The organism is Methanoregula boonei 6A8, assembly GCF_000017625.1.
GTDB classification, from domain to species: Archaea; Halobacteriota; Methanomicrobia; order Methanomicrobiales; family Methanospirillaceae; genus Methanoregula; species Methanoregula boonei.
In genome coordinates this window covers 1,853,942-1,872,098 of the sequence record NC_009712.1, presented here as the reverse complement: position 1 = coordinate 1,872,098, position 18,157 = coordinate 1,853,942, and the positions used below count along the sequence as shown (strand labels likewise).

The following is an 18,157-nucleotide window of genomic DNA, read 5'->3' as shown; positions in this document are numbered from 1 at the left end:
TTGATATGAGGTATGTCCGATGCACCGTTACACGTTTTGCGAAACAGCGGAGGCAGCAGATCTTGAACCGGTGGTTCTTGCCATCCACGAGATCATCCACCGCCTGCCGGTGACGGCAAAATCGCTCCAGAAGCCCGGGATCCGGATCGAGGATGGCAGGGTAGTCGACCGCAATTATACGGGTCCGGTGCTCGAACAGGCCATTGCGACAAACCGGGTGATCAAAACCACTCCTGAGAATGGTGCGTACAAGGGAGTGCCGGTAACCGTTGCTCCCATCCGCGATCACGAGGGAAAGGTGATCGGGGCGCTTGGGGTGGTGGATGTGACCGGGATCTTCGATCTTGCTACGCTCATGGAGGACCAGTCCGCGATCATCAAGCAGGTCTGCGGAAAGGATCCCTGCCCGCTGCCTGAAGAGGCCAGTGATTCCCGGAGGTGACGCGGTTTGCCCGATTCTGCGTTCAAGGTCATGGCGGTTCTCGAGAAGGCGGATGGGCCGGTCTCGGGCGAAGTGATCAGCAACGAACTCGGGATCACCCGTGCCGCTGTCTGGAAACATATCAACGAACTGCGGATGATGGGGTACGATATCTCGTCGTCGCAGAAGGAAGGCTACCGCTTGACAAGGATGAGCAACAAGCTGCTGCCTTACGAGATCCACAAGAAACTCCACACAAAGTTCATCGGCAAGAAGATGCGGTACCTGGAGAACACCCCCTCTACTATCTGGGCGGGAAAGCAGCTCTGTGCCGAGGGCGATGTGGAGAAGATGCACGGCATGGTGATCATCGCCGAGGAGCAGACCGGCGGTGTCGGTCGTATGGGCCGGGCCTGGGTCTCGCCCAGTGGCGGGATCTGGGTAACCGTTGTGCTCAAACCCCATATACCGATCGACCATGTCTTTATGATAACCATGGCCGGCTCGGTGGCTGTGGCCCGGGCGATACGAAAAGAGTTCTCCCTGAGTGCATTGATCAAATGGCCCAATGACATCTTTATCGGGAACAAGAAAGTTGCCGGGCTGCTCCTTGAGCTTGCGGCCGAGTCCGATACCGTGCACTACTGCCTGCTTGGCATGGGCATCGATGCCAATATCTCGCTTGCCCAGTTTGCACCCGGGCTAAGGGATCTCATCACGTCGATCTCCGCAGAGCTCGGCCATGAAGTGGACCGGGCTGCGTTTCTGGCACGGGTCTTAAAGGAATTCGAGAGCCAGTATCTCCTTGTCGAGAGCGGGGAGTACGATACCATTATCCGGGAATGGAAGAGCCTCTCCTGCACGCTCGAACACCGCGTGGATATACGAACCTTAAAGAACAGCTTTTCCGGTGAGGCGGTCGACATCGATGAGTTTGGTGCGCTTATCATCCGGAAAGACAACGGCAAGCTCGAACGGGTAATTGCCGGAGACTGTTTCCACCAGTAAGCAATCCTTTTTATCGTCAACCTCCAAAATTTCAGAGGTTTACGATGTTTGGCGATCTCGCACGCTCACGCCGCGTTGCATATACAGCGGCCTTTATTGGACTTATCACTCTTGGAGGGTGGATATCAGTTCCGTTTATCCCCGTCCCCTTTACCCTCCAGACATTTTTTGTCCTGCTCGCAGCAGCGGTGATGAAGCGCGACGCCGTCATCCCGGTCACCCTGTATGTAGTACTGGGTGTGCTCGGGCTGCCTGTTTTCCACAATGGCGTAGCAGGAATGGGTATCCTTCTGGGGCCGACGGGAGGATATCTTGTCGGTTTTATCCTGGCAGTTCTGGTTTCCGGCTTTGCGTATGAATCCGGCAAGGCTGTGATCCGGATTGCCGGGCTTGCCAGCGGCGATCTGCTCATTCTTCTCTGTGGGATGGCATGGCTGATCGTTTCCACGGGCATGGCCCCGGCTGCGGCATTTGTCCTTGGACTGGCAGTTTTTATTCCCGGTGAAGCGGTGAAGGTGGGTGCAGTCTACTACCTTGGCCGGGACTTGTCATGATCACTATTCGGGATCTCCGGTACCGAGCCTTTGCTATCGATGCCCTGGATATCTCCCCCGGCATCACCTCAGTGATTGGGAAAAACGGCAGCGGCAAGAGCACATTTTTGAAACTGTGCGCCGGTATTGCAGAACCCGGGAGCGGAACCATCTTTGTGGACACATTACCCCCACGGGAAACGGACGCCGGGTACGTCAACGAATTCCCGGACCGCAACATCCTATTTTCCACGGTAAAGGACGAACTTGCCTCTCCCCTTCGGTTCCGGTTTACTCCCTGCGAAGAGACCGGACACATGGTGCAGGAATGTGCGGAACGTCTCGGCATCGGACATCTCCTGGACCGCCGGATGGGGGAACTGAGCGGCGGGGAGAAGGTGCTGGTTGCTTTTGCTGCTGCGGTTATCGGCCGGCCACGCGTTCTCGTACTAGATGAGTGCGATTCGCATCTCGATTCTGGCCGGTGCGGGTGGCTTGAGGGCGCGATCCGTGCCTCCGGTGCCATGTACGTGATCCGGTGCACGCAGCAGATGGATACTGCGGCAAGCAGCGATCACCTGCTTTTTCTTGAAAAAGGGCAGGTGCTCCACGCGGGTACGCCCGGGGAGGTCTTTTCCCGGTTGGCCGATACGCCGTTTTATCCTCTTTCCTGGAGATGCACGCCTTGAGGCTCGTACTCGATCATGGCAACACCCGTCGCCCTTTCTGGTCGCTTGAGGCGCACGGGATTTTCGAAACGGGCATTCACCTGGTAAGCGGCGATGTCGGGAGCGGGAAGTCCACTCTTGCCCTGATGATGGCCGGCCTGCATGCCCCAACAAGTGGCGCAGTGGTCCGCGAGGGGATCAGGAGCGTGCTCGTCTCTTTCCAGTTTCCCGAGTTCCACGTGACCGGGCTCTCGGTGGCAGAGGAGTGTGCATCGTGGGGCTTTGAACCGGGAGCCGTGATCCGGCAGGCAGGCATCGATGTGTTGCCGGAAATACCGGTCCTTTCCCTCTCCCGGGGGGAGCTCAAGCGCCTGCACCTTGCCTGTATCCTCTCAAAGGAATGCGATCTGCTGCTGCTCGATGAGCCGTTCTCCTCGCTGGACTGCCCGGCAAAAGAGGAGGTCTGCCGGCAGATAAGCCGGCGGGCCGGGGGTATCACGGTGATCTTCACCCACGAGCAGGGCATTTTCCCGGAGATCGATCATCTCTGGGAGATCACCGGAGGGAGCCTGGTTGATTGCGGCAGGATGCCGGACGGGCTCCGGCACTGGCAGCACGCCCCGCCGCTGGCGCGGCTCCTTGTGGAAACCGGCAGGATCCCTGCATCGCTCACACCGAAAGGGTTGCAGGAGGCCGCATGCAGGATCCGAGATTAAGACTGGCCTGTGTGCTGCTGCTATCTCTTGCAGCATTCGCAAGCATCGTCGGGGCCATAGCAGTATTCCTTTGGTGGCTGGCCTTTACCGCGCGGCAGAAGAGTATCCGGCACGTGCGGGCGCTTGCCGCAGCGTTCCTGCTGTTTATCCTGATCGCCGTGGTTATGATCTTATCCGGGAGCGACGGGCTCTCGTACCTTGTCCGTATGACTGCTATCCTGCTCGTAGGTGCCTGGGTATATGCCGATTCCCGACCCGGGGATTTCCTTGCAACCGGGGTCTGGATGGGGGGCAAAAAGACCGGATTTGAACTGGGCATGACCGCAGAGATGGCAATGGGGATGGCAGAAGGGCTCTTTTGTGATTTTTCCCGGATCCGGATTGCGTCGGTACAGAAAGGCGTTGTGTGGGGACCGCGCAGCCTGCTTCCGGCCGGCCGGGTCCTTATCTGCGATGCGCTCCGGCGGGCAGATGAAACTGCAGAGATCCTTGCCGTGCGGGGATATCGCGGGGGTGGAACGGTCTGCACCCGGTTTGCCGTGACCGTTCCAGGAATTATTGCAACTCTTTGCGCTGTTGCGGCTTTTATCGTGGCAATTTTCCCCCGTTGGTGAATTTTTTATACTTACCCGCCGAAGTTTTGAGAGGCTAATTATACAACCGGAGCCCCTTTGATTGTCGAGGTTTCCCATGTGTGCTGCCGTTTCCCGCAAAGTGCATATTACCGATACAACGCTTCGTGACGCTCACCAGTCCCTGATCGCCACCCGGCTCCGCACTGAAGATATGATTTTGCTCGCCCGCGAGATTGATGCATGCGGCTTTTTTTCTGCCGAAGCATGGGGGGGAGCAACCTTTGATACCTGCATACGGTTCTTAAACGACGATCCATGGGACCGGCTCCGGGCGCTCAAGGCTGAACTCACACACACCCCTATCCAGATGCTCCTGCGCGGCCAGAACCTGGTGGGGTACCGCCACTACTCCGATGACGTAGTGGACCGGTTTGTTTCGGCCTCGCACAAAAATGGTGTGGACATCTTCCGGATCTTTGATGCGCTCAACGATATCCGGAACATGAAGCGCTCGATGGAGCAGGTGAAAAAGGCCGGGGCGCACCTGCAGGGCACCATTTCCTATACCACGAGCCCGGTCCACAACACGCAGATGTTTATCGAGATGGCAAAGGAACTGGCCGCGCTCGATTGCGATTCCATCTGCATCAAGGACATGGCCGGGCTTATCATGCCCGGGGCTGCCCGCGAGCTGATCAGCGGGATCAAAAAGGCGGTTGATATCAAAGTCTGCCTCCATTCCCATTCCACGAGCGGGATCGCCCCGATGAGTTACCAGGCGGCGATCGAGGCAGGCGTGGATATTCTTGATACCGCAATGTCGCCATTTGCCATGGGGACCTCGCAGCCGCCGACCGAGAGCGTGGTGGCCTCCCTTACCGGGACGTCCCGCGATACCGGGATCGATATGCTCAAACTCCGGACCGTGAGGAACACCTGCGTGCAGATCCGGGAAAAATATGCGGGGCTGGTGAACCCGATCTCGGAGCGCGTGGACAGCAACGTGCTCATCTATCAGCTGCCCGGCGGCATGATCAGCAACCTTGTCTCGCAACTTCAGGAACAGGACGCGCTTAATCGTCTCGATGAGGTATTCGCCGAGATCCCCCGGGTACGCCAGGACCTTGGGTACCCTCCGCTCGTGACTCCCACAAGCCAGATCGTGGGAACCCAGGCAGTTTTAAACGTGCTCGTAAACGGCCAGCGGTACGCGAATGTGACAAAAGAGGTTAAGGATTATGTCCGGGGTCTGTACGGCCGCTCCCCCGCTCCTGTCAGCGAAGAGATCCGGAAACTGATCATCGGTGATGAAAAGCCGATCACCTGCCGCCCGGCCGATATGCTCGAACCCTCGTACGAGCGCATGAAGGTAGAAGCGGAAAAGGCGGGCCTTGTAAAAAAAGAGGAGGATGTCCTCACCTACATCATGTACCCGGCCATTGCCCCGGCGTTTTTGAAAGGTGAGCGGGCGCCCGAGCAGATACCCTGCAAACAGCCGGCCGCCCAGCCTGCAGCAGGAGCCGGGGGCGTTCCGGACCGGATGGAAGTCGAGGTCGACGGGGAGGTATTCTCTGTCCGGATCGTTTCAGTGGGCGGAAACCAGGTGCAGGTGACGCAGGCTGTGCCCCAGAAAGCGCCACGGGGCGAGATCGCCGGCGGGATCCGGAGCAACATGCAGGGCATGGTTCTCCAGGTGATGGTCAACCGGGGGGCGGCCGTAAAAAAAGGCGATACGCTCCTTGTGCTCGAGGCCATGAAGATGGAGAATCCCATCCACAGCCCGGTTGACGGCAAGGTCACCGAGATCTTTGTCGATACCGGCGATGTCGTCCAGAACGGCGATGTCCTGCTGGTGGTGCAATGAAATTTTTCGAGAAGATCCTGATCGCAAACCGCGGTGAGATCGCGATCCGGGTCATGCGTGCCTGCCGGGAACTTGATATCGATACCGTCGCGATCTACTCGGAGGTGGACAAAAACGCCCTCCACGTGAAGTACGCCGATGAGGCATTTGCTGTGGGCGAGGCACACCCGTCAAAGAGCTACCTAAACATGGAGCGGATCGTTGACATTGCAAAAAAGAGCGGTGCAGAGGCGATCCACCCGGGGTACGGGTTCCTTGCGGAAAATTACCGGTTTGCAAAGTTGTGTGCTGATGAGGGTGTGACCTTCATCGGGCCAAAGTCAAAGACCATCCAGGCCATGGGCTCCAAGATTGGGAGCAAGCAGATGATGAAGAAGGCCGGGGTACCCGTGCTCCCCGGGACCGATGACGGTATCCGCGATATCGATACAGCAAAAAAGGTGGCCGCGGAGATCGGCTATCCGGTGATTGTCAAGGCAAGCGCCGGCGGTGGCGGCATCGGGATGCAGATCGTCAATGACGAGGCCGCACTCGAAGAGGCGATCACCGGCAGCATGAGGATTGCCCGGTCAGCATTCGGCGATCCGACGGTTTTTATCGAGAAATATCTCGTCAAGCCCCGGCATATCGAGTTCCAGGTGCTTGCCGATGAGCACGGGCACGCGGTCCATCTCTTTGACCGCGAGTGTTCCATCCAGCGCCGGCACCAGAAACTGGTCGAGGAAGCCCCCTCGGCGATCATGACCGACGAGCTTCGGGCACGCATGTCTTCTGCCGCACTCAAAGTAGCAGAAGTATCTGATTATACAAACGCCGGCTCTGTCGAATTTTTGTACAGCAACGGGAACTTCTACTTCATGGAGATGAACACCCGGCTTCAGGTTGAACACACCATTACCGAATTTATCACGGGGATTGATCTGGTCAAGCAGCAGATCGCCATTGCGGCCGGGGAATCCCTGCCCTTTGACCAGCAGGATATTTCGATCCGGGGCCACGCGATCGAGTGCCGGATCAATGCCGAGGATCCGCTCAATAACTTTGCTGCGGACCCGGGCAAAATCCAGCGGTACCGCTCCCCGGGTGGCCCGGGCATCCGGGTGGACAGCGGCATCCATATGGGATACATGATCCCGCCCAACTATGATTCGATGATCGCGAAGCTCTGCGCGTGGGACAGCACCCGTCCCGAAGTGATCATGCGGATGCGCCGTGCGATCTCGGAGTACATTATTCTCGGGATCAAGACCACGCTCCCGCTCCATTATGCAATCATGAACAACCCGCAGTTTATCGAGGGCAACACCCACACCCACTTCCTGCAGGAGGAGCATATCGTAAAGACCCTCGAACGGTACAAACTTGATGAGGAGGCGCGGATGCAGACGCTGGCCGGATCGTTCTCGCAGGGCAACAAGGTGGCGGCAATTACCGCGGCGGTAAACGTGTACCTCCAGCAGCAGAAAAAGGGTGGATAAAATAATCCTCATAATCCTTTTATGAGAACCTTTAAGAGTTTTTATGGCGTTGTAATTATGCACTTTCGTGCTGCGGTGGCCTAGCTGGTTAGGGCGCCAGACTCATAGGGTTTTATTGGAGCGCAAAAACAATCCGGTTTTTGCGCGATAAGATACCTGGGACATCTGGAGATCGTGGGATCGTAACCCACTCGCAGCATCCCTGTTTTCATGAGAATTTTTGAGGATATTTTCTTTCTTTTTCTGTTTCATACTCCTGCTGGTCTCTCCGGGGAGAAGGCAATAACAGATAGGGCGGGGTGCCGGGTGGACCCACAGTACAGATTTTTGTTGCCGGAACCCTGTTTGCTTTCCGATCCATTTTGGCGGAGATTGTTTCCCGGAATGTCATTTCGCCCGGAATTTCTGCGTATTTTTGCCTGTCCGGCGGAGATATATTTATTTATCCCGTAAGCCCATCTAACTAAAAAATGAGGTGAAAAAAAATGATTCTTGTTAATGCAGCTGTCGGTATCATCCAGTTGGTCATCGCAGTTATCCTTGCCGTGGTGGCACTGTACATCGGCTTTTCTGTCTTTGGCAAGGTTACCCGGGAGGTTGACGAGCAGAAGGAGCTTGCAAAGGGCAATGTGGCATTTGGTATTGTCGTTGCCGCAATCTTTGTTGCCATTGCTGTGGTAGTCCAGTCCGGTGTTTCCGGCATCTCGGTTGGCATCAGCAAGGCATCTGTTCTTGGTTTTACCTCAGTTGACGGACTGATCGTTATCACCGTTGCGATCATCCAGCTGATCCTTGGTGTTCTCCTTGCGATCGGTGCAATCTACCTTGCGCTCAACATTCTCGATAAGCTCACCAAGGAAGTCGAGGAGTTCGAGGAGCTCAAGAAGGGTAATGTGGCTGTCGCGCTCGAGATGGCTGGCGTTATTATCGCAGTTGCCCTGATCATCCAGTCCGGTATCGTGGGTATCACGACATCACTGGCCTAATCCTACCCAATTTTCCTTTTTTTGTTTTTATCTTACTGGACCGGATCCAGGTGGCAAAAAACCGGTAACCTCTGATGGATTAAAAAGGGGAGTGACGGTTATTCTCCCTCTTACGCCACGGCCATACCCGGGATCCACAACGGGCGTCGGCGACTTTATGTCCCATAGTGATTGATACACCAGATCAGGTTACTGATCCCGTCCATCTCCAGCGCAAGCACCTCTTTTTTTGTCATGCCCATGCTTGTCTCGGCATCTGCGGTAAGCTGGTCCGGCCCCCGGATCACCGTGCGGGTAGTCCCGTCACGGCTTGCGATCTTTTGTGCCTCGGTATCGTGGACAAAGGCCCTGCCCGGGATAATAATTACGGGTTCGAGGATGGAGCAGTCGATCTCCCGGAGATCGTCTTCCGTGATCAGGCAGGCGATCTCTTTTTCCACCGGGATCACCGGGACTGTTGCCCCGCGTGCTGACAGGATTGCATTGATGAACGGGGCGGCAACCGAACCGCTGATCACCGAGGCGCGGCGCTGGACCCGGGGCAGTTTTTTGAGGAGGTGTGGCTCGTGCAGGATCGCAAACGGCGATCCGATGGCCGGGTCCCAGAGCGGGGTGCCGGAGATCTTCATTTTATACATGTGGGAAAGATCGCTGACCATATCCCGGAACGATTCTGTGGACTGGACGACCTGGCCTTTAATAACCGGTGCGTTTTCGAGGATGAGTCCCTGCTGAGTAGTATTGGCAAACCGCATGAGGATGAGTCCTTTAGCGCCGCGTTCTTCAAGCCATGAACAGGTGTGTTCGAGCACCTCCCCGTCATTTATCCCGGGCAGCACAACCGCTGCTGCGTAAACATCGGCAGCACCGCAGAGCCGTTCGAGAATCTCAAGCGAGGCCTCGGGAGTCGGGTCATGCATCCAGCGCTTCCTCAGTGCGGGATCTGCGGCAAAGACGGTAAATGAACATTCGGTAAGGCCGTTTTCAACCAGAAGATCGGCAATTTTTGGATCGTCCCATCCCTTGCCGCTGGTATAACCGATGTGGAGCGGGGCCTCGGTTGCCCCCAGCAGTTCGACCAGATCCGTAAACTGGGGGTAGCAGCTGGGATCCCCTCCGCCGGAAATTGTGATACGGTCAAGGTCGCCGGTCTTTGTCTGGAGTGCAGCAAGCGTATCCTGTGCAATGGTCCGGAGATCCTTAAACCCGGCGTACTCTTCCCGGACGCCCTTTGTGCAGTAATCGCAGCCTTTTGCAAATGGCAGGCAGTGCCGGCAGCCGAACGCACGGGTGGCCTTTACCCGCTTGAAGTAGCAGTACTCGCAGAACCCCCGGCAGTCCAGGCCCGCCCGTCCCCCGATATCCACGGTCAGCTGTGCCATTATTGCTGGTACAGTACTTGTCAGGATGTGTATAATGTGTTTGGAAACGAGCAGGCTTGAGGTCAATCCTTTTTTGCCCCAGGTCAATTCGACCGGGACGTTTTTTCTTTCCGGAATGATCTCCGGTTGGAAAATCTGCAGGGCAGCACCATCTTTTTTACCCCTCACGGTCTATTGTATATGGCGCCTCAGTGGCTTAGCTGGCAGAGCGGCTGACTTGTAATCAGCAGGTCCCGTGTTCAAATCACGGCTGAGGCTTTGTCGTACTTCTCTTTCTGACGATATTTTTCCTCATCTTTCCCGGGTTAAAATCCAGATAAACGATTTTTCTATACTCGAAGCTTGTATTGACATTGTTGTCAGATTCAGGTCGTTTAAACCCAACTCCATTTCAGCGATAAAAATTCCCCATCCCCATTGTAGGGATTAACCTGTATTCCGACCAGTGAGGGATCATAATCCCCGGGAAAATGGACAAGCTAAAAAGGGGCATTGCCTGGGCCCTTTACTTTATCTGACGCCGGAGCAAAAACTACCTATAAACCCCATGCTGCCAAAAATCAGTTCCGGAGCAGAGATGATCTCATTTCCGACAAAGCATCGTAAGGGACAACAGGATCAGTTCAGGAGGATAGAGCATCCCGGCAGATGCATTGTCACTGGTATGTGAAGGGTTGACCAAGATCTATGCGGGGAGTCCCGTCCCGGCCTTGAACTCCGTCAGCTTCACTCTTCCCGCCCGGGGAGTATTCGTACTCATCGGGCGGAATGGTTCGGGAAAGACTACGCTGGTCCGCATCCTTGCAACCAACCTCGAGGCTACCTCAGGAACCGCCACGCTCAACGGGATCGATGTGATGTCGGAACCGGATCAGATCCGGGAACGAATTGCCATCGTGCCCCAGGAGGCCCGGCCGGTTCCCTGGATGACTCCCCTGCAGTCGGTGCTTTCCTATCTTCTCTGGCGGGGTCTGGGCTATGGCGAAGCAAAACAAAAGGCTGGCGAGGTGCTGGAAAAGCTTAAGTTCGGCAGGAAGGCGCGGGTCCTTAATCGCACGCTTTCCGGTGGCATGAAGCGAAAGGTGCTGATGGCTATGATCCTTGCCACGGAAGCAGATGTAATCTTCCTGGACGAACCTACCACCGGGCTTGATCCTCTTGCCCGGCGTGAGTTCTGGGAGGTGCTTCAGGAGGTCCGCAAGGACCGTTTCGTGGTACTAACCACTCATTACATGGAGGAGGCAGAACAACTGGCAGATACGATCGGTGTACTGGAGGAGGGGAAGCTGATCGCCCTCGGTACGCTGGACGAACTGAGAAAACGATTGCGGTACAACTACAGTGTGAAGCTGCTCTCCATCCCGGAAGCACCTGTTATCCTTACTGAGGGGGAGATGGTGAAGGGAAACCACGATCTCCCGGTGATCCTGACGACCGAGGGTGAGGCCTTCCGTATCGCTCAGGAACTGTCCCGGGAGGGGATTAAGTTTACCATCAATCCTGTAGGGCTGGAGGATATTTTCTTCTATCTTCACCCCGGGGGTGACACCGGTGGCAGATAAGAACCTGACCCGGAAGCGAAACCTGTTCAGTCAGGTTTTCGCGGGGATTCTTGTAAACTCCGTGTACGAGATGCAAAACTACCCCATCGTACTCCTGAATACGGTAGTCTCGCCTCTCTCAATATTAGTGGTGATTGTGTTCGTCAGCCACGGCAGCCTTTTCGGAGTGGGCATCATGGGTGGATTCATCATGGCCATGTTCTCCGCAGGCATGGCCCTTTCCGCCGATCTTTCCCACTTAAAGAACGATTTTAAGCTTCAGGATATGATCGTGAGCTCCCCCACTGGCTGGCTCGCCTATATGCTCGGGCTTTCCTTTGCTGAGATTGTGTACGCTATCCCTGCCCTTATAGTGCTCACCGTTCTTGCCTCATTCGGGCTGTCCCTGACCCTGGTGGGAGTCCTTGAATTCGTGGCAGTACTGCTGCTTATTTTTATCACTTCGATCTCCATTGGCTATACGCTCGCTACCTTCTCCAGCGACATCGTGCAGAGCTTTGCCTTTACAAGGCTGATCTCGACTTTTTTCTCCACCATCCCTCCCGTGTATTATCCAATTACCTACATCCCCCTTCCTTTCCGCTATCTGGCCTACCTCTCCCCTACTACCTATGCGGCTGAGCTGGTCCAGGGGATTGGCGGGTACCTGTCCCTTTCTTTGACTACGGTCATAATCGACTGGGCCGTTCTGATCTCTGTCACGGTTGCCTTGTTTGTTCTGGCCCGGAACAAGGCGCGATGGAGGGAGGTTTAGGGTGCCGAGTATATGGTTGCGATGAAAGGTATGGAACAAAAAAGATTAATTGCGGTTGATGACAGTTTCTTTTCCGGTTTTTTCCCTTTTTGGGAATCCCCTGGTATTTTTTTGGAATGTGTGGGTGGGTTGGTTTTCGGTATCTAACCGTATACGGGAATGGAACGTACTATTCCCTGTGTAAAAACCTGGAATAATTTCTCTTCATTAAAATATCTGTGAAATAAAAGAGAAGATTGGATCCAGCGGATATCATTTTCTTCAAGGATTCAATGAAGCCGGATTTTCCCGCTCATCTTTGCGATTATGGTTATCCTCTTTCAACCAGCATTGTATCTTTGTACTGTAATCTTTACATTATTTGGTGATTTCCCGATCAGGTTCCAATTTCTATGAGAATTCGGATAAAAATATCTATATAGTGTAAGATGGAAATAATCTGATTATACTGTGTCTATCTTTTAAAGGATATAGTTATTGGAGTGTATTTGTATGGTATTTACCAGAAAGAATGAAGAAGCAGTGTCACCGGTCATAGGTGTCATCCTGATGGTCGCGATCACTGTAATCCTCGCGGCTGTTATTGCAGCGTTCGTATTTGGCATGGCCGGTAACATCCAGAAGACCAAGGTGGTTGCGGCGACTGAGCATCGTACCAATTCGAATAACGTGACTATCACCTATCAGGGTGGACAGGATGCAGGAACATTAGGCTCAATTTTCTTTACCGTTGGCGGTGCAAACGCAACAATGACTGTTCCGAGCGGTGGTACTTATAAAGCTGGTGGACAGGGTACTGAAACTCTTATGCCCACTTCAGGAAGTGTATTGCCCGTTGGAGCAACATGCATTATTACAAATGCGCCAACCACTTCACATGTAGTTGGAGTGGGTCAGTTTACGGACGGGTCAACACAAGTCATTGTTGATACCACCATCTAATTTTTTTATTCAGGATAGTTTTATTCGATGGGTAAATTTCTTTCTTTACGTTAAGAGAACTTTGATGAGCGAGCGCTTTATTCAATATTTGTTATCCTAAATTAATTATCAAGAATAATATCTGATGATGACGTCGAAATACCTATATGCAATTATAAATTGCGTATATGTCCGATAATAAGGCCGCAAATTAACCGTGGAACTTGAATAAAAAAAATATTTATTCGTGAAATGTTATGAGATCCTCTGATATTTATAAACTCTTGCCTTCAGATTTTCCCGCAGTTCACAGAATTTCCTTTTGTCAGCCCTTCTTCATTCATAATATAAGGCTACTGTCTCTGCTCAGCAGTACCCCGCTGACATCGGTTTCTCACGTCTCTGCTAAAATGGATTTACTCCCCTGAAAAGATCCCATAATTTCCAGAGAACTGTTCTTGTTTTCTCGTAATTCCAATAATAATATTTATATGTGGAAAAGGGAAATAATCAGATCATAAAGTATCATATCCAGAATGGGATATGGATATTGGAGTGTATTTATATGGTATTTACCAGAAAGAATGAAGAAGCCGTGTCACCGGTCATCGGTGTCATCCTGATGGTCGCGATCACTGTAATCCTCGCGGCTGTTATTGCAGCGTTTGTATTTGGCATGGCCGGTAACATCCAGAAGACCAAGGTTGTTGCAGCTACTGAGTCCCGTACCAACTCGAACAACGTGACTATCACCTATCAGGGTGGACAGGATGCAGGAACATTAGGCTCAATTTTCTTTACCGTTGGCGGTGCAAACGCAACAATGACCGTTCCGAGCGGTGGTACATATAAAGCTGGCGGACAGGGTACTGAAACTCTTATGCCCACTTCAGGAAGTATATTGCCCGTTGGAGCAACATGCGTTATTACAAATGCGCCAACCACTTCGCATGTAGTTGGAGTGGGTCAATTTACGGACGGGTCAACACAAGTCATCGTTGATACCACCATCTAATCATTTTTTTAATATTTGCGATTTCACGCTAGGTTTCATTTGACCCTATATTTGAATTCCTTCTTCAGCCGGAAATATCCGTTCCGATGTTTATCCTGCTTTAAAGATTCGGTACGATGATGAGTTGTGGTACGCCACACATTTGTAGACGCATTATTTTCCGCTCTTGGGAAGAGCTGGCCTTTCAGAAAAGCATTTTACCCCCTCGGTAGTTCTTAATGAAAAGAAAAATGTTCGGAACCTGTGCCCCCGGAGAACTTGCATGAAAGGAAAACAACCGGAGAACCTCCGCACCGCCTGGATCGACTGCGCCCACCGGATGGGATATTTCTGCGCGGAAAACAATGAGGCCGCGTTGCCCTTTGACGGCCTCATGTACCGCGACACAAATGTGGTGGCAGTCAAACTCAAAAAAGTCCGGTACAGCCCGGGTGAGGATTTCCTTTTGGATAAGAAGTTCCCGGACGAAGTGGAGGCACTCCGTACCCTTCCCCTCCCGCCGACCGTGCACCGCGAGCTCTGGCTCCGTACCCAGAACGAACGGGCGTTCCGAAGATTCTGGATCGTGCCGGGATCCACCACGGTCGAGATCCAGGAGATCACCCGGGACGGCTACCGAAATCCCCATTACCAGAATGGGTACTGGGAGAACGCACCGTACCGGGTGGATATCCTGTTCGGGAAGGATGGGGGAGGAGAGGGAAGTTCTCCAAAAACCCCGTAAAATGACCCGTCGCCGGCGGGAGCCTCATACGCCAGTGCCGGGGTAATCAGATTACACAGACAGGAGTCCAAACGGATCCATCATCTGGAATTGTCTTATGGTCTTACAACGGTCAAAAAATCCACCCGATCGAAATCGTGATCGTTGGTTACGAAGTAATCTATGCAGTTCCTGCGTGCGCAGGCTGCATGGAGCGCATCGGAAAATAACAGGCCGAACTTTTGCGATATATCCAGGGCATCAGTGAGAACCCCGGATGTATCGAGAACGACCAGCCCAAAATTCCCCAGCAATTCTTTTGTCATCTCGAAGGGCTGGTGAAATTCGTGAAGCCTATCCGGGTTTTGTTTGATATATGCAATCGCATCTTTAGGGACAAGATGTCTCTCCATGAAGAGATTTGTGAGAAGAAGTTTATGAAAAAATTCGTCAATAACTGTGGGGTTTACAAATCCCCGGATTTTTCCTGACTGCACCCGCTCAAGAAATGCCTCACAGGACGGGGAGAACGGTGTCGAAGTATATGCATACAGGAGAATGTTTGTATCGACAAACGCAGATCCCCCGGGGATATCCGCGATCTTCATCAATACAGCTCTTCAAGATCTTTCTCTGCGATCTCCATGACAAAATCCTGAGGAGCGTACATCTTGGTCGGGACAGGAGATCTTTTTTTCAACCTGACCACTACCTGGTCCTCGCCGTTTTGCAACGGCTGATCAAGCTGTATTGTAGTAGTATTGAGCAATCGGCCTTCTACCTCAACCGGCATACCCATCCATCCTGATGGGATATTGGAGTATTATGGTTAATATGTCTTTCATGAGAGGAGAACCACCGTACCGGATGGATCGACTGCGCGGAAAACAATGAGACCTTGTTATCTTTTGATGGCCTGATGTGCCGCAAAGAGGTCGTGGCGGTAAAACTAAAAAAAGTCCGGTACAGCCCGGGTGAGGATTTCCTTTTGGACAAGAAGTTCCCGGACGAGGTTACCTCCCTTCGTACTCTTCCCCTCCCGCCGACCGTGCACCACGAGTTCTGGCTCCGTACCCAGAACGAACGGGCGTTCCGGCGGTTTTGGGTAATCCCGGGTACGACCACAGTCGAGATCCAGGAGATCACCCGGGACGGGTACCGGAACCCCCATTACCAGAAGGGGTACTGGGAGAACGCACCGTACAAGGCTACCCTTTACTTCGCTGACCGGGGAAAAGGGTTGGAGGCGGAGGCGGGCAGGGAAAGCGACGACCGGAAAACCCCGTAAAATGTCCGGATTGGCAAACGGGCGATCCCGTTTTTCGGCTGGAGTGGAAATGGTGTCCACGCCCGTGAAAAATCCTGTTTTATTGAGTTGTTTTTTGAAAATACGGCATTATCGGGGGGTTCAAACCTGCACTACCGGGCCGTTTATTTGCCCCTGTTTTTGGAGAGGGTGTTTTGGCCTGTCCTTTCTGCTGTCGCCCACCGGATAGCCGCTATGGCCTTTTTCCGGGGATACACATTTTTACGACGGAATCTGCGAAGATAGCAGGAGTTTTTGTGGGTCTGTCACCGGGCGGCTATGATCCGGACTGACGAGTATCCTTCCGGTGGAGGAGCGTTGTCATGCTTTCAGATGGTGCAGGCAGAAGATAGGTACGGAAAGGTTCCGGAAAAATAACGGATCATAAAAGAACCGCCAGGCTATCCTTGCTCTCGCACGGAAACGAGGGGCAAAGAATATACGGATTTTTGGATCGGTAAGCAGGCACGAAGCCCGCCCGGACAGCGATATCGATCTCCTCATCGATCTCAGAACCGGGATGACAGCCTTCTGGATGTCGGTGGTCTTGCCATGGATCTGCAGGCCCTTCTCCACTGCCCTGTCGATATCGTTACCCAAGCGGTCTCCGCCCCCGGATCCGTGCCAGCGTGTTAAAGGATGCCCGGCCACTATGAGAAACGATCGCGAACGTGCACGTTTAACAAAAACAAAATCCCGTAAGGCACTCTCCACTTTTTCGTTTTCCGGCAGAATAAGTATATTATTTCCGGGACACCATGGTTTTCCATGGACACTGCATCCCGGATTATCCTTGATCCATCCATCCTGGCCGGCAAACCGGTGATAAAAGGTACACGGATCTCTGTAGATCACATCCTGGATCTCCTGGCCTCGGGATGGAGTGAGTCCGAAGTACTTCAGGAATACCCGGATCTTTCCCGTGAAGACATCCTTGCATGCATCAGGTATGCTCAGGAGATCATCCATTCGGAGCGGGTTTATTCCACAACACCCCGGGGCCGGATTACCGGATGAAATTCCTTGCCGATGAAAATGTTCCGGCATCTGTCGTCAGGATGCTTGAAAATGCGGGAGTGCACATCCGCTCGATCGGGGCGGATACTCCTGGTATTTCAGACCGGGATGTAATGAAGTATGCTTTGGAAGAAGAGCGGATCATTCTTACCTTTGACAAGGATTTCGGGGAACTCGCAATAAAAGATACGATCTGCCCGGTTCCCGGTGTTATCCTCTTGAGGCTCCCGGGAATGAAACCGGATCAGCTTGCGGGATTCATCACGCAGATTCTCACCTCCCGCGATGACTGGGACGGACATTTTTCCGTAATCGAAAAGGAGAGAATCCGGATGCGGCCACTTCCCCCACCGTAATAAAATCCATCGGACGTTTTATTCGCTTTTGAGTAATTCAACGGATTCTCCGGTCCGGGAAAGATCCGGACAAAAAAGCATTTTGCCCACCCGGTCGTTCTCAATAAAAAGAAAAATTCCCGGGCTCCATAACCCGGGTGAACCCGCATGAAAGGAAAAGCCCCCGGGGACCTCCGCACCGCCTGGATCGATTGCGCCCACCGGATGGGCTACTTCTGCGCAGAAAACACCGAGACTGCGTTGCCGTTCGATGGGCTGATGTACCGCGAAGCAATGGTCGTGGCGGTAAAACTAAAAAAAATCCGGTACAGCCCGGGTGAGGATTTCCTTTTGGACAAGAAGTTCCCGGACGAAGTGGAGGCACTCCGTACCCTTCCCCTCCCTCCGACCGTGTCCCGCGAGCTCTGGCTCCGCACCCAGAACGAACGGGCGTTCCGGCGGTTCTGGGTAATCCCGGGTACGACCACGGTTGAGATCGAGGAGGTTGCCCGGGACGGGTACCGGAACCCCCATTACCGGAAGGAGTACTGGGAGAAAGCACCGTACCGGGTGGAGATCCTGTTTGAAAAAGAGGGGAAGGGAGAGAGCAACTCTCAGAAAACCCCGTAAAACGCCCGGATTGCCAAAAGGGCGATCCCGTTTTCCGGTTGGAGTGGAAATGGTGTCCACGCCCCTGAAAAATCCTGTTTTATTCGGGTATTTTCGGAAAAGGAGGTCTTTTTGGGGCGTTCAAACCTGCAATACCGGGCCGTTTTTTCGCCCCTGTTTTTTGAGAGGGTATTGGGGTCATATATTTCTCCCGGGACCGCCGGATGGCCGCTATTGCCGTTTTCCGGGAAAGGGGCAGTTTTATGACGGATTATGGGATGACAAGCCGTGATTTTTGTGGTCC

General features: G+C 53.5%; 23 protein-coding genes and 2 tRNA genes. 22 read left to right on the top strand and 3 right to left on the bottom strand.

Annotated features, from left to right (window positions below):
• The first annotated feature begins 19 nt into the window (after positions 1 to 19).
• The 10 genes from MBOO_RS09320 to MBOO_RS09275 all read left to right on the top strand — a co-directional run bounded on the left by MBOO_RS09320 (position 20) and on the right by MBOO_RS09275 (position 8,249).
• The gene (locus MBOO_RS09320; protein ID WP_012107355.1) at positions 20 to 442 is read left to right on the top strand and encodes a DUF2111 domain-containing protein; all 423 of its coding nucleotides are present in this window, start codon (positions 20 to 22) and stop codon (positions 440 to 442) included.
• A 6-nt stretch (positions 443 to 448) separates the two neighbouring features.
• Positions 449 to 1,429: a biotin--[acetyl-CoA-carboxylase] ligase gene (locus MBOO_RS09315; protein WP_012107354.1), complete on the top strand. Its 981-nt coding sequence runs from the start codon at positions 449 to 451 to the stop codon at positions 1,427 to 1,429.
• A gap of 44 nt (positions 1,430 to 1,473) precedes the next feature.
• Entirely contained in the window at positions 1,474 to 1,983 is a 510-nt protein-coding gene (locus tag MBOO_RS09310) for a biotin transporter BioY (protein WP_012107353.1), read from the top strand.
• Complete coding sequence (locus tag MBOO_RS09305; protein ID WP_012107352.1) at positions 1,980 to 2,651, top strand: ATP-binding cassette domain-containing protein; 672 nt, start codon at positions 1,980 to 1,982, stop codon at positions 2,649 to 2,651. Before MBOO_RS09310 ends, MBOO_RS09305 begins: the two co-directional genes overlap by 4 nt.
• Positions 2,639 to 3,346 (top strand): ATP-binding cassette domain-containing protein, encoded by a 708-nt coding sequence (locus MBOO_RS09300; RefSeq protein ID WP_012107351.1) that lies wholly within the window; start codon positions 2,639 to 2,641, stop codon positions 3,344 to 3,346. The genes MBOO_RS09305 and MBOO_RS09300 overlap by 13 nt, the downstream gene beginning before the upstream one ends.
• Positions 3,328 to 3,960 (top strand): hypothetical protein, encoded by a 633-nt coding sequence (locus MBOO_RS09295; protein ID WP_012107350.1) that lies wholly within the window; start codon positions 3,328 to 3,330, stop codon positions 3,958 to 3,960. Before MBOO_RS09300 ends, MBOO_RS09295 begins: the two co-directional genes overlap by 19 nt.
• A gap of 76 nt (positions 3,961 to 4,036) precedes the next feature.
• A complete protein-coding gene (gene oadA, locus MBOO_RS09290; protein WP_012107349.1) occupies positions 4,037 to 5,785 on the top strand; it encodes a sodium-extruding oxaloacetate decarboxylase subunit alpha in 1,749 nt (582 codons plus the stop codon).
• Positions 5,782 to 7,263, top strand: coding sequence for an acetyl-CoA carboxylase biotin carboxylase subunit (locus MBOO_RS09285; protein WP_012107348.1), 1,482 nt, complete (start codon positions 5,782 to 5,784; stop codon positions 7,261 to 7,263). Before oadA ends, MBOO_RS09285 begins: the two co-directional genes overlap by 4 nt.
• Positions 7,264 to 7,332: 69 nt before the next feature.
• Positions 7,333 to 7,462 (top strand) — tRNA-Met (locus MBOO_RS09280).
• 286 nt (positions 7,463 to 7,748) lie between these two features.
• Entirely contained in the window at positions 7,749 to 8,249 is a 501-nt protein-coding gene (locus MBOO_RS09275) for a DUF350 domain-containing protein (RefSeq protein WP_012107347.1), read from the top strand.
• A gap of 155 nt (positions 8,250 to 8,404) precedes the next feature.
• On the opposite strand, the gene mmp10 is transcribed toward MBOO_RS09275, so the two are convergent.
• Positions 8,405 to 9,631 (bottom strand): methyl coenzyme M reductase-arginine methyltransferase Mmp10, encoded by a 1,227-nt coding sequence (gene mmp10 / locus MBOO_RS09270; protein ID WP_012107346.1) that lies wholly within the window; start codon positions 9,629 to 9,631, stop codon positions 8,405 to 8,407.
• 185 nt (positions 9,632 to 9,816) lie between these two features.
• Here mmp10 and MBOO_RS09265 point away from each other — a divergent pair.
• The 7 genes from MBOO_RS09265 to MBOO_RS09240 all read left to right on the top strand — a co-directional run bounded on the left by MBOO_RS09265 (position 9,817) and on the right by MBOO_RS09240 (position 14,607).
• Positions 9,817 to 9,889 (top strand) — tRNA-Thr (locus MBOO_RS09265).
• 452 nt (positions 9,890 to 10,341) lie between these two features.
• Positions 10,342 to 11,193 carry an ABC transporter ATP-binding protein gene (locus MBOO_RS09260; protein ID WP_198324430.1) on the top strand — a complete coding sequence of 284 codons (852 nt, stop codon included), beginning with the start codon at positions 10,342 to 10,344 and terminating at the stop codon, positions 11,191 to 11,193.
• Positions 11,183 to 11,947 carry an ABC transporter permease gene (locus MBOO_RS09255; RefSeq protein WP_012107344.1) on the top strand — a complete coding sequence of 255 codons (765 nt, stop codon included), beginning with the start codon at positions 11,183 to 11,185 and terminating at the stop codon, positions 11,945 to 11,947. The genes MBOO_RS09260 and MBOO_RS09255 overlap by 11 nt, the downstream gene beginning before the upstream one ends.
• A 12-nt stretch (positions 11,948 to 11,959) precedes the next feature.
• Entirely contained in the window at positions 11,960 to 12,094 is a 135-nt protein-coding gene (locus tag MBOO_RS14210; protein ID WP_269677924.1) for a hypothetical protein, read from the top strand.
• Positions 12,095 to 12,439: 345 nt separating this feature from the next.
• Positions 12,440 to 12,889, top strand: coding sequence for a type IV pilin (locus MBOO_RS09250; RefSeq protein WP_012107343.1), 450 nt, complete (start codon positions 12,440 to 12,442; stop codon positions 12,887 to 12,889).
• 472 nt (positions 12,890 to 13,361) lie between these two features.
• Positions 13,362 to 13,883, top strand: coding sequence for a type IV pilin (locus MBOO_RS09245; RefSeq protein WP_232385595.1), 522 nt, complete (start codon positions 13,362 to 13,364; stop codon positions 13,881 to 13,883).
• Positions 13,884 to 14,145: 262 nt separating this feature from the next.
• Positions 14,146 to 14,607, top strand: coding sequence for a hypothetical protein (locus MBOO_RS09240; protein WP_012107341.1), 462 nt, complete (start codon positions 14,146 to 14,148; stop codon positions 14,605 to 14,607).
• A gap of 95 nt (positions 14,608 to 14,702) precedes the next feature.
• Here MBOO_RS09240 and MBOO_RS09235 read toward each other — a convergent pair whose 3' ends face one another.
• Both MBOO_RS09235 and MBOO_RS09230 read right to left on the bottom strand, forming a co-directional pair.
• Positions 14,703 to 15,194, bottom strand: coding sequence for a type II toxin-antitoxin system VapC family toxin (locus MBOO_RS09235; RefSeq protein ID WP_012107339.1), 492 nt, complete (start codon positions 15,192 to 15,194; stop codon positions 14,703 to 14,705).
• On the bottom strand, positions 15,194 to 15,379 hold the full coding sequence (locus MBOO_RS09230) for a hypothetical protein (RefSeq protein WP_048068422.1): 186 nt from the start codon (positions 15,377 to 15,379) through the stop codon (positions 15,194 to 15,196). The genes MBOO_RS09235 and MBOO_RS09230 overlap by 1 nt, the downstream gene beginning before the upstream one ends.
• A 126-nt stretch (positions 15,380 to 15,505) precedes the next feature.
• Between MBOO_RS09230 and MBOO_RS09225 the strand changes: the two genes are divergently transcribed.
• The 5 genes from MBOO_RS09225 (at position 15,506) to MBOO_RS09205 (ending at position 17,874) form a co-directional block, all read left to right on the top strand.
• On the top strand, positions 15,506 to 15,874 hold the full coding sequence (locus MBOO_RS09225; protein WP_012107338.1) for a hypothetical protein: 369 nt from the start codon (positions 15,506 to 15,508) through the stop codon (positions 15,872 to 15,874).
• Positions 15,875 to 16,295: 421 nt separating this feature from the next.
• A complete protein-coding gene (locus MBOO_RS14260; RefSeq protein WP_394295869.1) occupies positions 16,296 to 16,718 on the top strand; it encodes a nucleotidyltransferase family protein in 423 nt (140 codons plus the stop codon).
• Entirely contained in the window at positions 16,661 to 16,909 is a 249-nt protein-coding gene (locus MBOO_RS09215; RefSeq protein WP_012107336.1) for a DUF433 domain-containing protein, read from the top strand. Before MBOO_RS14260 ends, MBOO_RS09215 begins: the two co-directional genes overlap by 58 nt.
• Complete coding sequence (locus tag MBOO_RS09210; RefSeq protein ID WP_012107335.1) at positions 16,906 to 17,265, top strand: DUF5615 family PIN-like protein; 360 nt, start codon at positions 16,906 to 16,908, stop codon at positions 17,263 to 17,265. The genes MBOO_RS09215 and MBOO_RS09210 overlap by 4 nt, the downstream gene beginning before the upstream one ends.
• Positions 17,266 to 17,412: 147 nt before the next feature.
• Entirely contained in the window at positions 17,413 to 17,874 is a 462-nt protein-coding gene (locus MBOO_RS09205; protein ID WP_012107334.1) for a hypothetical protein, read from the top strand.
• Positions 17,875 to 18,157 lie beyond the last annotated feature (283 nt).

What these genes read in the sequence shown, in the direction of transcription:
- MBOO_RS09230 (WP_048068422.1), bottom strand. Translation starts at nt 15,379, where the DNA reads ATGCCGGTTGAGGTAGAAGGCCGATTGCTCAATACTACTACAATACAG.
- MBOO_RS09310 (WP_012107353.1), top strand. Translation starts at nt 1,474, where the DNA reads ATGTTTGGCGATCTCGCACGCTCACGCCGCGTTGCATATACAGCGGCC.
- MBOO_RS09205 (WP_012107334.1), top strand. Translation starts at nt 17,413, where the DNA reads ATGAAAGGAAAAGCCCCCGGGGACCTCCGCACCGCCTGGATCGATTGC.
- MBOO_RS14210 (WP_269677924.1), top strand. Translation starts at nt 11,960, where the DNA reads ATGGTTGCGATGAAAGGTATGGAACAAAAAAGATTAATTGCGGTTGAT.
- MBOO_RS09240 (WP_012107341.1), top strand. Translation starts at nt 14,146, where the DNA reads ATGAAAGGAAAACAACCGGAGAACCTCCGCACCGCCTGGATCGACTGC.
- mmp10 (WP_012107346.1), bottom strand. Translation starts at nt 9,631, where the DNA reads ATGGCACAGCTGACCGTGGATATCGGGGGACGGGCGGGCCTGGACTGC.
- MBOO_RS09235 (WP_012107339.1), bottom strand. Translation starts at nt 15,194, where the DNA reads ATGAAGATCGCGGATATCCCCGGGGGATCTGCGTTTGTCGATACAAAC.
- MBOO_RS09225 (WP_012107338.1), top strand. Translation starts at nt 15,506, where the DNA reads ATGTGCCGCAAAGAGGTCGTGGCGGTAAAACTAAAAAAAGTCCGGTAC.
- MBOO_RS09295 (WP_012107350.1), top strand. Translation starts at nt 3,328, where the DNA reads ATGCAGGATCCGAGATTAAGACTGGCCTGTGTGCTGCTGCTATCTCTT.
- MBOO_RS09275 (WP_012107347.1), top strand. Translation starts at nt 7,749, where the DNA reads ATGATTCTTGTTAATGCAGCTGTCGGTATCATCCAGTTGGTCATCGCA.
- MBOO_RS09210 (WP_012107335.1), top strand. Translation starts at nt 16,906, where the DNA reads ATGAAATTCCTTGCCGATGAAAATGTTCCGGCATCTGTCGTCAGGATG.
- MBOO_RS09305 (WP_012107352.1), top strand. Translation starts at nt 1,980, where the DNA reads ATGATCACTATTCGGGATCTCCGGTACCGAGCCTTTGCTATCGATGCC.
- oadA (WP_012107349.1), top strand. Translation starts at nt 4,037, where the DNA reads ATGTGTGCTGCCGTTTCCCGCAAAGTGCATATTACCGATACAACGCTT.
- MBOO_RS09300 (WP_012107351.1), top strand. Translation starts at nt 2,639, where the DNA reads ATGCACGCCTTGAGGCTCGTACTCGATCATGGCAACACCCGTCGCCCT.
- MBOO_RS09250 (WP_012107343.1), top strand. Translation starts at nt 12,440, where the DNA reads ATGGTATTTACCAGAAAGAATGAAGAAGCAGTGTCACCGGTCATAGGT.
- MBOO_RS09320 (WP_012107355.1), top strand. Translation starts at nt 20, where the DNA reads ATGCACCGTTACACGTTTTGCGAAACAGCGGAGGCAGCAGATCTTGAA.
- MBOO_RS09215 (WP_012107336.1), top strand. Translation starts at nt 16,661, where the DNA reads ATGGACACTGCATCCCGGATTATCCTTGATCCATCCATCCTGGCCGGC.
- MBOO_RS09285 (WP_012107348.1), top strand. Translation starts at nt 5,782, where the DNA reads ATGAAATTTTTCGAGAAGATCCTGATCGCAAACCGCGGTGAGATCGCG.